Consider the following 12,949-nt stretch of genomic DNA (forward strand, 5'->3'; position numbering starts at 1 on the left):
GATAGGGGGATACATATGGAGAAAACGAAGTTACCATGGGATGAATTCTTTTCACTTAATAAAGATATAAATCATACTTACTTTACACCAGAAGATTTTTCAGGTGATGAAGATTTAATCGCAAAAACGACAGAACAATTCGTTAAACAAGAAATTGTTCCACAAATGGAGAAGATTGAACAACATAACTATAAAGTTTCTCGTCAATTATTTGAGAAAGCTGGGGAACTTGGATTATTAGGCATTGAGGTACCAGAAGATTATGGTGGGTTCGAGTTAGGAAAGGCTGTCTCAGGTCTTGTAGCAGAGAAAATGGGTTACGCTGGTGCGTTTAGCGTTTCTTTTAATATACACGCTGGTGTCGGTACATTGCCTTACATATATTATGGAACGAAAGAGCAAAAAGAAAAATATTTACCGAAAATCGCATCGGGAGAATGGATTGGGGCTTATGCTTTAACAGAGCCAAATGCTGGTTCGGATGCATTAAGTGCAAAAACAAGCGCCGTATTGAATGAAGAGGGAACAGCTTGGAAGTTAAATGGTGAGAAGCAATGGATTACAAATGCTCATATGGCAGATGTATACGTTGTTTTTGCGAAGACAAATAAAGGAATGACAGCGTTTATTGTCGAAAGAACATGTGAAGGTGTATCTATTGGATTAGAAGAAAAGAAAATGGGGATTAAAGGTTCTTCAACAGCGACTCTTATTTTAGAAGATGTTGTCATCCCTGCTGAAAATGTTTTAGGGGAAGTTGGGAAAGGGCATCACGTAGCCCTTAATATTCTTAACTTTGCTAGACTTAAACTTGCTTTTGGAAATATTGGAACAGCAAAACAAGCAATTGGTTTGTCGGTTCAATATGGAAAAGAGCGAAAACAGTTCCAAACGGAATTAGTAGACTTTACGATGATTCAAGAGAAAATTGCAAATATGATCATTGCTACATATGGAGCCGAAAGTGCAGCTTATCGTACGGCAGGTGTAATCGATGAAGCAATTCATGAGAGCGATGAAGATCTTATGAAGAAAATGTCCCAATTTGCAATTGAATGTGCACTGAATAAAGTAAATGCTTCTGAAACACTTGCTTATATCGTAGATGAAGCTGTACAAATTCATGGTGGTTACGGTTATATGCAAGAGTATGAGGTAGAACGATTATATCGTGATGCTAGAATTAGTCGTATTTTTGAAGGAACGAACGAAATTAATAGATTAACAGTTGCCAAAATGTTAATGAAGCAAATCGAACAATTAGAAGATACTGAAGTAGAAAGTGATGTAGCAAATGTAGAAAGAAACCATCGTTACATTTTATTAGCGAAAAAATTGTTGAAACAATCTTTGAAAACGCTCTCTAAAACTCCAGGTCTAAAAATTGACCAAGAACAAGAATATTCACGTGTAATTTCAAATATGTTGACGGACGTGTACGTCATGGAATCAGCGTTTTTACGTACGAGAAAAGCGGTAAGTAAAAATGGTGAGGAAAAAGAATGTACGAAGCAATTAATAACGGATGTTATTTGTGAAGAAGGATACCGTAAAGTAGAAGAAGCGGCGATTTCTGTACTTTCAGCGGCTGTCACAGAAGAACAAGATAGACATGTGATTTTAGCTGAAATCCGTCAATTATTAGTGCCTTTATACACGAACGTATTTACGAAGAAGAGAGAAATTGCGAAAGCTATTATAAATCGCGGGAAATATATTGTGTAAATAGGAGGAAAGCGATATGAAAAAGATTGGTTTTATCGGTTTAGGTAACATGGGCCTTCCAATGTCAAAAAATCTAGTTAAATCAGGTTACACAGTATATGGCGTGGACTTAAATAAAGAGGCGGAAGCGTCCTTTGAAAAAGAAGGCGGAATTATCGGTCTATCAATCTCAAAACTAGCAGAAACATGTGATGTAGTTTTTACAAGTTTACCTTCACCTCGCGCTGTTGAAGCGGTATATTTTGGAGCAGAAGGATTATTTGAAAATGGTCACTCGAATGTAGTTTTCATTGATACAAGTACGGTATCGCCGCAGTTAAACAAACAGCTAGAGGAAGCTGCAAAGGAAAGGAAAGTAGACTTTTTAGCAGCACCTGTGAGCGGTGGTGTAATTGGAGCCGAAAACCGTACATTAACGTTTATGGTTGGTGGATCAAAAGACGTATATGAGAAAACGGAATCTATCATGGGCGTACTAGGCGCGAACATTTTCCACGTTAGTGAGCAGATTGATAGTGGTACAACTGTTAAGTTAATTAATAACTTATTAATTGGTTTTTATACAGCTGGTGTGAGTGAAGCTTTAACATTAGCGAAAAAGAACAATATGGATTTAGATAAAATGTTTGATATTTTAAATGTAAGTTACGGTCAAAGTAGAATTTATGAACGTAATTATAAAAGTTTTATAGCACCTGAAAACTACGAGCCAGGATTTACTGTGAACTTATTGAAGAAAGATTTAGGATTTGCAGTTGACTTAGCTAAGGAAAGCGAACTCCATTTACCGGTAAGCGAAATGTTATTAAACGTATATGACGAAGCGAGTCAAGCTGGATATGGTGAAAATGATATGGCTGCTTTATATAAGAAAGTTAGCGAGCAATTAATTTCTAATCAAAAATAAATTATACAAAGGAGAGAATACAATGATTACAACTGAAATTAAACGAGTAAAAAATCACATTAACGGTGAGTGGGTTGAATCGACAGGTACGGAAGTAGAAGCAGTTCCAAATCCAGCGACTGGAAAAATTATCGCTTACGTTCCACTATCTCCAAAAGAAGATGTTGAAAAAGCTGTTGAAGCGGCAAAAGCAGCATTCGAAACATGGTCTAAAGTACCAGTTCCAAATCGTTCAAGAAATTTATATAAATATTTACAGCTATTACAAGAAAACAAAGATGAGCTTGCAAAAATCATTACGCTAGAAAATGGTAAGACGCTAACGGATGCAACAGGTGAAGTACAGCGTGGTATTGAAGCGGTAGAACTTGCAACATCTACGCCAAATTTAATGATGGGTCAAGCACTTCCGAATATCGCTAGCGGAATTGATGGATCGATTTGGCGCTACCCAATCGGAGTTGTTGCTGGTATTACACCGTTTAACTTCCCGATGATGATTCCGTTATGGATGTTCCCACTTGCAATTGCTTGCGGTAATACATTCGTATTAAAAACATCTGAAAGAACGCCACTTTTAGCGGAGCGACTTGTAGAATTATTCTATGAAGCAGGTTTCCCAAAAGGCGTATTAAATTTAGTGCAAGGCGGAAAAGATGTTGTAAATAGCATTTTAGAAAATAAAGATATTCAGGCTGTTTCGTTCGTTGGCTCTGAGCCGGTAGCTCGTTACGTATATGAAACAGGTACGAAACACGGAAAACGTGTACAAGCATTAGCAGGTGCGAAAAACCATGCGATTGTAATGCCAGATTGCAATCTTGAGAAAACAGTACAAGGTGTAATTGGATCTGCATTTGCAAGTAGTGGAGAGCGCTGCATGGCATGCTCAGTAGTAGCAGTAGTGGATGAAATTGCTGATGAATTTATTGATGTATTAGTAGCAGAAACGAAAAAATTAAAAGTAGGCGATGGCTTTAACGAAGATAACTATGTTGGACCATTAATCCGTGAATCTCATAAAGAGCGCGTTTTAGGCTATATTAATAGCGGTGTAGCAGATGGGGCAACTTTATTAGTAGATGGCCGTAAAATTAATGAAGAAGTTGGAGAAGGTTACTTTGTAGGTGCGACAATCTTTGATGGCGTGAATCAAGAAATGAAAATTTGGCAAGATGAAATTTTTGCTCCAGTATTAAGTATTGTACGTGTTAAAGATTTAGAAGAAGGTATTAAACTAACAAATCAATCTAAATTTGCAAATGGTGCGGTTATTTATACTTCAAATGGTAAACATGCACAAACATTCCGTGATAACATCGATGCTGGTATGATTGGCGTAAATGTAAACGTTCCAGCACCAATGGCATTCTTCGCATTTGCAGGAAATAAAGCTTCATTCTTTGGTGATTTAGGTACAAATGGTACAGATGGCGTTCAATTCTATACACGTAAAAAAGTTGTAACTGAGCGCTGGTTTTAATATAGAGTAAACAACCAAATCAGTTATTAAATGAAAACCACCACTATTAATAGTGGTGGTTTTCATCTTGTTAATTATTTTTTTCAAAAGCTAGTTTAATACCAAATCCAATTAGGACGACTCCTGTTAGCCCTTGAATATAACGTTGCGTCTTCGGTTTTTTCATAAAAGCACTAATTTTATCAATTAAAAATATATAAAATGCAAACCAAATGACTGTTAAAACGAGGTAAGTAAGGCCCATTACAAGAAGTTGAATAAATGTATTATGATTTGGATTTAAAAATTGCGGTAAAAAAGTTAAAAAGAAGACTGCTACTTTAGGGTTTAATAAATTTGTAAGAAATCCTTGGCGAAAGCAAGAAGTATGTTCGTTTTCATTATTCAAAGATTGATCATTTGTATCTAAGTTTTCTTTGTTTCTTACTGCTAAAAGGGCTTTAATACCGATATATATTAAATAGAGAGCCCCAACGTACTTGAAAATAGAAAATAAAAGAGCTGACTTTACAATAAGTGCAGAAAGACCAATTACAGCAGCTAAAGTATGAATTAATAGTGCAATACATGTACCAAACACTGTTTTCACTCCACCGATTTTACCAGCAACCAATGTGTTTTTCGTAGCCATTGCGGTATCTGGACCAGGTAAAATGATAAGGCAAATAGACATAATGATGAAAAGAAGATAATTTTCTATCATAGCCGCCCCTCCTTTTTATTTTTAGAATATTTGATTAAAATCAGTGTAGCACAAAAATGGATTTAATAAAATTAAATTTTATTAAAAATCATTAAATAAAAAAGGCTATATAGTAGCTGTAATTACACTACTATATAGCTTCGATTTTATACCGCTATTTGCGGGTAGTAAGGTTTTCACCGCACAAGATTTAGCTGAAGCAAAGAAGTTAGGTGGGGGATGAACAAAACATCCCCTCATGACAATTTCATTTTATGCATTAAGTAAGTTAAAGAAACGATTCACATCTTCTTCTGAAACGTCACTTAACTGTTTATATTTATAATTCGGATTTTGATCTTTATCAACGACAACGGAGCGTACTCCTTCGAAGAAATCTTCATGTCTCATGAAATTTTTAGCAAGTATAAGGTCCGTAGCGAAACATTCTTTAACGGATTTATCTTTTCCATCAATAAACTGTTTTAATGTTACTTTTAGTGAAATAGGGGATTTTGATAACAGTGTTTCTTTCGTTTTTAGAGCAAAGGAACTTTCATCTTTCTCCAATGAATGGATGATTTCTTCAATTGTATCGAAAGCAAAATGTGAATTGATTACTTCTAATGAAGGAGCGAGCTCGCTTTCTAAGTTTGGAGCAGTTGCAAATGTACGAATAACTTCTTTTAAATTAGTATGTACATCATCTTCTTTATGCCAATTTACACTTTCAAGTTCAGTAAGAAACTCTGGTAATGAATCAGATGTCATAAAGTAATCAGCAGCATTAATAAATAATACGTCAGAAGCTTTTAAAATAGATGCTGTTAAAGCAACGAATCGTCCTGTATATCCAGGCGCTTTATTTAAGAAATATGCAGCTCCGACGTCTGGGAAGAAGCCGATATTCATCTCTGGCATTGCCCATTTCGTACGCTCAGTTACAATGCGATACTTCGCACCATTTGTAAGACCGACACCACCGCCCATTACAATTCCATCTAAACAAGCAATAATCGGTTTTGTATATTGATAAATATATGTATCAATTTCATACTCTTCTTCAAAAAAACGTTCTGCATGTTGCAATGCCACTTCATTGGAACGCGCTTCATAAAGAGTTTTAATGTCGCCGCCTGCACAAAAACCTTTTGTGCCAGCTCCTTTTAACACGATAAGTGCAATACGCTCATCGTGTTCCCACTCTTTAAGTTTTTGTCCGATAGGTTGTAACATGTCATAAGATAAAGAATTAAGTGCTTTTGGACGGTTTAAAGTAATTGTCGCAACGCCGTTTTCACTAACAGAAAATAAAACTTGTTCAGTCATAATGCATCCTCCCTTACATATCTTCTTATTCTTAATTCTTGATATGTACTGAAATGTCCTTTATAAATTTTGTCAAAAGTTGACGGTAAATATTAATTTGGTCACTGCATATTTTGACGAGTTATCTTTGCAGGATTTCAGAGACTGAGGGGGAATATTACAACATTACTGTAAGTGTAATTATTTGAAGTTATAATGATAAAAGCGCTATTATATAGGTGTGAAATGTTCATTATCAATTCTAAAAGTGTGTTTGAAGAAAAAATAAATCGTACAATTGTAATAAAAAATTTTACACTGAATTAGAAATAGAGAAAGGAGAAATCGGAATGCCAGGACCTTTACTATTGTCGGTTATTATTTTGTCTTTTTTAATGATAGGAATAACGCAGTATTTTCATCATACAGATACGACAGAAGAAGTGAAGGATAAAGTACGTCTCGTATTTCCGATTTTTATAATATCTATTTCATTCTGTATTTTATTAAATAAAGATGGCTACATTGTCGCAGTATTCTCATTTTTCGTCGCAATCGTCTTAATTACCGTTTTATATTATGTAATGAAAGACTTTATACAAAAATAAAGATGTCACAATAGGCATTTTTATTTTGGGGAAAATGTAAAATTTCACATACCGTATTTTATATAAAATACATAAAGCATATAACAATAGAAAAGTGTGTACTTTGCTGTGTATGTACTTGTCAATCTTGCATAGCCACTATACTATTAAAATGTAGAGATTATAAAAAGGGGTTGTATCTATCATGAAATTTGAGATGCACACAAAAATTATTTCAAATGAAAAAGAAGTAAGATTACATATTGAAGAAAATATATTTCAATTAATATTGGATGGTTATCACTTATTTACAATTCAAGAAATATTGCCTTTATATAAATCAAATGAAGAAAGAATTGGAAGTGCAACGATATTGAAACTAGAGTGGGAGAACGGAAAAACTACAATAAACTATCAACTCGTTTCACTAAAATCAGTAAATTAAAAGGAGTAGAAAAATATGAAGTTATTTCATACAGCGGATTGGCATTTAGGAAAGCTTGTTCATGGCGTGTATATGACTGAAGACCAAAAGATTGTATTAGATCAGTTTGTACAGGCTGTTGAAGAAGAAAAACCAGATGCTGTAATTATTGCAGGGGATTTATATGACCGAGCAATTCCACCTACAGAAGCAGTAGACTTATTAAATGATGTGCTGCAAAAAATAGTTATTGATTTACAAACACCAGTTATTGCAGTAGCTGGTAATCATGATAGTCCGGATCGTATCCATTTTGGAAGTAGTTTAATGAAAAAACAAGGATTACATATTGCAGGTCAATTTCAATTCCCGTACGAACCTGTTGTACTAAATGATGAATATGGAGAGGTTCACTTCCATCTAATACCGTATGCAGACCCAAGCATAGTTAGACACGTGTTGAAAAATGAAGACGTACGTTCTCATGATGATGCGATGCGCATTTTTATGAATGAGCTCTCTGAAACGATGGATAAAGAAGCTAGACATGTATTTGTTGGACATGCATTTGTAACTTCTTCAGGAGAAGCGGAGGAGAATACAAGTGATGCAGAACGACCACTTTCAATTGGTGGTGCTGAATATGTAAATAGTCATTATTTTGATAAGTTTCATTACACAGCGCTTGGACATTTACATCAAGCGCATTTCGTACGTAATGAGACCATTAGATATTCAGGTTCACCACTTGCCTATTCAATTTCTGAAGAGAAACATAAAAAAGGTTATTACATTGTAGAACTGAATGAAACTGGTGAAGTAGCAATTGAAAAAAGGTTACTTTCACCACGTCGTAAAATGCGAACAGTAGAAGCGAAAATAGATGAATTATTACAGCACCCAGTAAGTGAAGATTACGTATTTGTAAAATTATTAGACGAAAACCCTGTCTTACAGCCAATGGAGAAAATACGATCTGTATATCCAAATGCAATGCACGTTGAAAGAGCGATGCAAAGGCGAGAACTCACAGATACAAATGAAGTAACGGTTTCAAGGCATAAAACGGATGATTTATCTCTTTTAAAGGCTTTCTATAAAGAAATGAAAGGGTTAGATTTATCAGAAGAGAAAGAACGCCTATTTATAGATGTATTACAAACAGTGCAAGAACGGGAAGGTGAACGAGGATGAGACCGATTCAGCTTATTATGACAGCATTCGGGCCATATAAACAGAAAGAAGTAATCGATTTTGAAGATCTTGGAGAACATCGTATTTTCGCTATTTCTGGGAATACGGGAGCTGGAAAAACAACGATTTTTGATGCGATTTGTTATGTGTTATATGGTGAGGCTAGTGGAGAAGAACGTAGTGATACGAGCATGCTTCGAAGTCAATTTGCTGATGATAATGTTTATACAAGTGTTGAATTAACCTTTCAGTTAAAAGGGAAACGCTATGAAATAAAACGACAACTTGGACATAAAAAACAAGGGAATAAGACCATTACAGGACATGCAGTAGAATTATATGAAGTTATTGATGGAGAAAACGTTCCAGCCGTCGATCGTTTTCATGTAACAGACGTAAACAAAAAAGTGGAAGATTTAATTGGGTTAAGTAAACATCAATTTAGCCAAATTGTTATGTTACCCCAAGGGGAATTCCGAAAACTATTAACATCTGAGACGGAAAACAAAGAAGAGATTTTACGTCGTATTTTTAAAACGGATCGTTATAAATTAATGCGTGAGTTACTTGATCAAAAGAGAAAACAATGGAAAGATGTCTTGCAAGAAAAACAAAAAGAGAGAGAGCTCTATTTCCGTAATGTTTTTAAATTACCAATCCGTGATGGAGCATTATTAGAGACATTAGTGGCACAAGAACATGTAAATACGCATCAAGTAGTAGAAGCGTTAGAACAAGAAACAACCGTGTATAAGACAGAGGTTGAGCAATTACAAGTAGAACAAGATGTTCAAACGAAGCAATTAAAGGATGCAGAAACACGTTTTCATGCAGCAAAATCTGTAAATGAGAAATTTATAGATTTACAACAAAAGAATGAGAAATATAACACTTTACAAGAGAACCGTGCAGCAATTGAAAGGAAAGAAAAATCCTTTAAACGTGCGGAACAAGCAAAGCGCTTATTACCATTTGAACAATGGTATGAAGAAGCGATGGAAAATGAGCAGAAAGCTGAAAGTTTGTTAAAACAGATAAGCGTCAAACAAGAACAGATAATGAATAGCTTTGAACTTGCTCAGGAGAAGTATGAAGTAGTAAAGAATAAAGAAGCTGAGCGAGAAGAGGCTAAAAAACTTGTTCAAAGATTAGAAGAGTTACAAGCGATTATTGAATCATTAGCTGAGAGAAAGCTGAATTTACAAAATACCGAAATCCAAATAGGGAAATTAAAAGAAAGTATGCAAAAGTTAGATCAACAACTAGAAGAGCATACAAACAAAAAACAGAGAATGTCTGATGAATTGCAGCAATTAGAACAAGCACTTGAGCAATATGTAGCTAAAGTAGAAGAACTAACGAATATGCGAGAAGATGCAAAAGTTTTAAAGCAAGCATATGATGTTTGGCAAGAAAAACAAAAATTCGAGCAAGAAAAAGAAGCGGCAAATAATAAAATGCAAGTGGCAGTTCGTGCATATGAAAACATGGAGCGCCGCTGGTTAAGTGAACAAGCTGGTATATTAGCTCTTCATTTACATGACGGTGAATCTTGTCCGGTATGTGGTAGTACGAATCATCCGCAAAAAGCTACAGAGCAAAGTAATGCGATCGATGAGAAAGAGTTAAACGATTTAAGAGATAAGAAGAACATTGCTGAAAAATTACATGTGCAAGTAGAGGAGAAATGGAATTTCTATCGACTACAATATGAACAAGTGATAGAAGAAGTTGTGAAGCGCGGCTACAACTCGGAAAAATTAGCTGAAACATATAGTGCACTTGTTCAAAAAGGAAAACAATTAGCTGCAGACGTTAATACGCTAAAAGCAAGTGAAGAAACACGTAAGCAGATTGCTGCGAACATGAAAAGCGTAGAAGAAAAAATAGAAGAACTTCAGAAACAAAAACGAGAAGTGGAAACAATGCAGCACCGTACAGAAATGGAGTGTATGCAACTTCGTACGTCATATGAACATGATAAACGAAATATTCCAGAAAACTTACAAACAGTACAAGCTTGGAAAGCACAGTTTGACCAAGCTATGCAGGAACTTAGGTTAATGGAGGACGAATGGAAGAAAGTGCAGGAAGCGTATCAGCATTGGCAAAATGAAAATATACGTATTCAAGCAGAACAAAAAGGTGCTTCTAATCAATTTGAAAGTGCAAAATTAAAGAAAGAAGAGACTTTCGCACGCTTTATGAAAGAGCTAGAACAAAGCGGGTTTACAGACGAATTCACGTATAAAGAAGCCAAATTAAGCAATCACGAGATGGAAATGTTACAAAAAGAAATTCAAGGTTATTATTCATCGCTTGAAGTGCTTGCAAAACAAATTGAAGAGTTACAAGCTGAATTAAAAGATAAAGAGTATATGGATATTACAGCGTTAGGTGAACACATAACAGAATTACAAATTAATCTCGATATCATTAAAGAAAAACGTCAACGTGCGCAAAATGCGGTAACATATATTTCTGATTTACATGAAAACATTAGACGTATTGATGAGCAAATTCATGAGGAAGAAAAAGCGTTCCAAGAACTTGTTGACTTATATGAAGTAATGAAAGGTGATAACGAGAGCCGTATATCATTTGAACGTTACATCTTAATTGAGTATTTAGAACAAATTGTTCAAATTGCAAACGAACGATTACGTAAATTATCAAATGGACAATTTTATTTAAAACGAAGTGAACGAGTTGAAAAGAGAAATCGTCAAAGTGGATTAGGCTTAGATGTGTACGATGCATATACTGGCCAAACACGCGATGTAAAAACACTATCCGGCGGAGAGAAATTTAACGCATCACTTTGCTTAGCGCTAGGAATGGCAGATGTCATTCAAGCATATGAAGGTGGTATTTCCATCGAAACGATGTTCATCGATGAAGGGTTCGGTTCATTAGATGAAGAATCATTAACGAAAGCAGTTGATGCCTTAATTGACCTACAAAAATCAGGCCGATTTATCGGTGTCATTTCACACGTACAAGAGTTAAAAAACGCAATGCCAGCTGTATTAGAAGTAACGAAGCAGAAGGATGGGTGTAGTCAGACTAGGTTTGTGGTGAAGTAAGCTTAGAGAATGGAGTAGGGAATCTACCGATACTTTTAGTGTCGTATGTAATAAAACAAAACGTCGTCTCTTCATTATAGACGACGTTTTGTTTTATTTACATATCTATGAATTATTAGAAGAAGGCGGCGTATTCTCCAAACGATTATAAGCTTTAAAAGCTGAAATTGCCGATATAACCCCGCCTACTAAAAATAAAGTCGATCCTCCAACTAAGATGATACGACTGACATATGTTTCCCGTGCTTCTTCGACTTCTTCTTGTAACGCTGTAGGCATATGAATCCCTCTTTATAAAAGTTGTTTTATCTCGCTATTTGCCGTGCAGTAAGACCCACATCTAAAAATTCAGAGGAAGCAAAGAATTTAGGTGGGGCCCTGCTGCCCGTAAAAGCCCGATTGGTGAGGGCTGATAATCAGTGGGGGATGAACAAAAGCCCCACTGATTAAAGTTTCACTTTATAAATAGTATATACAAACGCCTAAAATGTGTTAAAATAACTGATGATTTTATGCAGTGAGTAATTAGATGAGTAGGATGCGAGTGGCTAAGTAAATCTTCATCACAAATTTATGTGAACTTCACATAGAGCACATATTAACATTGTATTATGTATATGTACCAAATAAATAAATAAATAAAGTGAATGTAAGTTCTGTTTTCAAAAATTTAAAATCCTTTTATTTCTATATGAAAGTTTTAATCAAGGGTTTTAAAAAATTTGGAAATAGATCTTATGAATATGGAATTCATATAAAAGGGGAATGTCTTATGACAACATATACGAGTGAAATGAGAAAAACTTTAGTTTCAGAAGAAGATGTAGATATTTTAAAAATTATGGCGCATCCAATCAGACTGCAAATTGTAAATGAATTAAGTACGAGAAAAACTTGTAATGTAACACAATTAACAGAGTTACTGAATATTCCGCAATCTACTGTTTCACAACATTTATCAAAAATGAAGGGTAAAGTGTTACGAGCAGAGAGAAGAGGTTTAGAAATTTATTATCATATTAACAATTTAAAAGCGAGTAAGATTGTTAATGTTTTAGGGTATATAAACTAGTGAAATATTTTTATATAAAATAGCCCCTGCTGTTGAGCAGGGGCTATTTTGTGTTGTTTTATGTATTTGTATTTAAAACTTTATAGTTTTTATGATTTACAATTGTTCGATCAAATTCAAAAGTACCACCGCTTACATTTGTAATTTCAACTAAGACCGATTCAGTATAAAGTTTTAATACAGATCCTGTAATCTTTAAATTATTTCGTTGAAAAAGTATAGTATCCCCTACGTTTGCTTTCATAGTACCTCCTCATTAAAGACAGAAATATTTTTTTATTATATATATTAAACCACGGATAGATATATTAGTGAATATTTAGTTTTATTTATTGGAAAAAAATTTGTTCTCTAATAGAAGAGTATAAAGTACTCTTATGTTAAAAGTTATATTTTATTTAAGTTTATCCCGCTATTTGCTGGGCAGTAAGACCCCCACCTCAAAATTCAGTGGAAGTAAAGAAGTTAGGTGGGGCCCTGC

At 34.7% G+C, this 12,949-nt stretch carries 12 protein-coding genes; 8 read left to right on the plus strand and 4 right to left on the minus strand.

From position 1 onward, the window contains the following. The first annotated feature begins 15 nt into the window (after window positions 1-15). Genes ACS2QP_RS05950 through ACS2QP_RS05960 form a run of 3 tightly spaced genes read left to right on the plus strand, consistent with a single transcriptional unit; the run spans window position 16 to window position 4,115 of the window. Window positions 16-1,725 carry an acyl-CoA dehydrogenase family protein gene (locus tag ACS2QP_RS05950; RefSeq protein WP_438882212.1) on the plus strand — a complete coding sequence of 570 codons (1,710 nt, stop codon included), beginning with the start codon at window positions 16-18 and terminating at the stop codon, window positions 1,723-1,725. 16 nt (window positions 1,726-1,741) lie between these two features. Beyond that, on the plus strand, window positions 1,742-2,632 hold the full coding sequence (locus ACS2QP_RS05955) for an NAD(P)-dependent oxidoreductase (RefSeq protein WP_438882213.1): 891 nt from the start codon (window positions 1,742-1,744) through the stop codon (window positions 2,630-2,632). A gap of 22 nt (window positions 2,633-2,654) precedes the next feature. Continuing rightward, the gene (locus tag ACS2QP_RS05960; protein ID WP_000633344.1) at window positions 2,655-4,115 is read left to right on the plus strand and encodes a CoA-acylating methylmalonate-semialdehyde dehydrogenase; all 1,461 of its coding nucleotides are present in this window, start codon (window positions 2,655-2,657) and stop codon (window positions 4,113-4,115) included. 70 nt (window positions 4,116-4,185) lie between these two features. On the opposite strand, the gene ACS2QP_RS05965 is transcribed toward ACS2QP_RS05960, so the two are convergent. Further along, complete coding sequence (locus ACS2QP_RS05965) at window positions 4,186-4,818, minus strand: LysE family translocator (protein WP_063536301.1); 633 nt, start codon at window positions 4,816-4,818, stop codon at window positions 4,186-4,188. 252 nt (window positions 4,819-5,070) lie between these two features. Next, window positions 5,071-6,126 (minus strand): enoyl-CoA hydratase/isomerase family protein, encoded by a 1,056-nt coding sequence (locus tag ACS2QP_RS05970; RefSeq protein WP_438882214.1) that lies wholly within the window; start codon window positions 6,124-6,126, stop codon window positions 5,071-5,073. Window positions 6,127-6,455: 329 nt separating this feature from the next. On the opposite strand from ACS2QP_RS05970, the gene ACS2QP_RS05975 reads away from it, so the two are divergent. From ACS2QP_RS05975 to ACS2QP_RS05990, 4 genes are all read left to right on the plus strand, one after another. After that, window positions 6,456-6,713: a hypothetical protein gene (locus ACS2QP_RS05975; protein WP_001119404.1), complete on the plus strand. Its 258-nt coding sequence runs from the start codon at window positions 6,456-6,458 to the stop codon at window positions 6,711-6,713. Window positions 6,714-6,897: 184 nt separating this feature from the next. Then, window positions 6,898-7,137 carry a DUF2584 family protein gene (locus ACS2QP_RS05980; protein WP_000667344.1) on the plus strand — a complete coding sequence of 80 codons (240 nt, stop codon included), beginning with the start codon at window positions 6,898-6,900 and terminating at the stop codon, window positions 7,135-7,137. Window positions 7,138-7,152: 15 nt separating this feature from the next. Next, window positions 7,153-8,310, plus strand: coding sequence for an exonuclease SbcCD subunit D (locus tag ACS2QP_RS05985; RefSeq protein WP_000765150.1), 1,158 nt, complete (start codon window positions 7,153-7,155; stop codon window positions 8,308-8,310). Then, window positions 8,307-11,396, plus strand: coding sequence for an SMC family ATPase (locus ACS2QP_RS05990; protein ID WP_332283319.1), 3,090 nt, complete (start codon window positions 8,307-8,309; stop codon window positions 11,394-11,396). The genes ACS2QP_RS05985 and ACS2QP_RS05990 overlap by 4 nt, the downstream gene beginning before the upstream one ends. 105 nt (window positions 11,397-11,501) lie before the next feature. Here the strand turns inward: ACS2QP_RS05990 and ACS2QP_RS05995 are convergent, their stop codons facing one another. After that, a complete protein-coding gene (locus tag ACS2QP_RS05995) occupies window positions 11,502-11,675 on the minus strand; it encodes a hypothetical protein (RefSeq protein ID WP_063536304.1) in 174 nt (57 codons plus the stop codon). A gap of 493 nt (window positions 11,676-12,168) precedes the next feature. Between ACS2QP_RS05995 and ACS2QP_RS06000 the strand changes: the two genes are divergently transcribed. Beyond that, window positions 12,169-12,468 (plus strand): ArsR/SmtB family transcription factor, encoded by a 300-nt coding sequence (locus ACS2QP_RS06000; protein WP_000214801.1) that lies wholly within the window; start codon window positions 12,169-12,171, stop codon window positions 12,466-12,468. A 58-nt stretch (window positions 12,469-12,526) separates the two neighbouring features. Here the strand turns inward: ACS2QP_RS06000 and ACS2QP_RS06005 are convergent, their stop codons facing one another. After that, a complete protein-coding gene (locus tag ACS2QP_RS06005) occupies window positions 12,527-12,712 on the minus strand; it encodes a YkvS family protein (protein ID WP_000646793.1) in 186 nt (61 codons plus the stop codon). Window positions 12,713-12,949 lie beyond the last annotated feature (237 nt).

Source organism: Bacillus cereus group sp. Bce019, assembly GCF_051781745.1.
Taxonomy (GTDB): domain Bacteria; phylum Bacillota; class Bacilli; order Bacillales; family Bacillaceae_G; genus Bacillus_A; species Bacillus_A cereus.

Excerpts from the sequence above, each read along its gene's own strand:
- ACS2QP_RS05990 (WP_332283319.1), top strand. The coding sequence starts at position 8,307 with ATGAGACCGATTCAGCTTATTATGACAGCATTCGGGCCATATAAACAG.
- ACS2QP_RS05960 (WP_000633344.1), top strand. The coding sequence starts at position 2,655 with ATGATTACAACTGAAATTAAACGAGTAAAAAATCACATTAACGGTGAG.
- ACS2QP_RS06000 (WP_000214801.1), top strand. The coding sequence starts at position 12,169 with ATGACAACATATACGAGTGAAATGAGAAAAACTTTAGTTTCAGAAGAA.
- ACS2QP_RS05980 (WP_000667344.1), top strand. The coding sequence starts at position 6,898 with ATGAAATTTGAGATGCACACAAAAATTATTTCAAATGAAAAAGAAGTA.
- ACS2QP_RS05965 (WP_063536301.1), bottom strand. The coding sequence starts at position 4,818 with ATGATAGAAAATTATCTTCTTTTCATCATTATGTCTATTTGCCTTATC.
- ACS2QP_RS05985 (WP_000765150.1), top strand. The coding sequence starts at position 7,153 with ATGAAGTTATTTCATACAGCGGATTGGCATTTAGGAAAGCTTGTTCAT.
- ACS2QP_RS05995 (WP_063536304.1), bottom strand. The coding sequence starts at position 11,675 with ATGCCTACAGCGTTACAAGAAGAAGTCGAAGAAGCACGGGAAACATAT.
- ACS2QP_RS05950 (WP_438882212.1), top strand. The coding sequence starts at position 16 with ATGGAGAAAACGAAGTTACCATGGGATGAATTCTTTTCACTTAATAAA.
- ACS2QP_RS05975 (WP_001119404.1), top strand. The coding sequence starts at position 6,456 with ATGCCAGGACCTTTACTATTGTCGGTTATTATTTTGTCTTTTTTAATG.
- ACS2QP_RS05955 (WP_438882213.1), top strand. The coding sequence starts at position 1,742 with ATGAAAAAGATTGGTTTTATCGGTTTAGGTAACATGGGCCTTCCAATG.
- ACS2QP_RS05970 (WP_438882214.1), bottom strand. The coding sequence starts at position 6,126 with ATGACTGAACAAGTTTTATTTTCTGTTAGTGAAAACGGCGTTGCGACA.
- ACS2QP_RS06005 (WP_000646793.1), bottom strand. The coding sequence starts at position 12,712 with ATGAAAGCAAACGTAGGGGATACTATACTTTTTCAACGAAATAATTTA.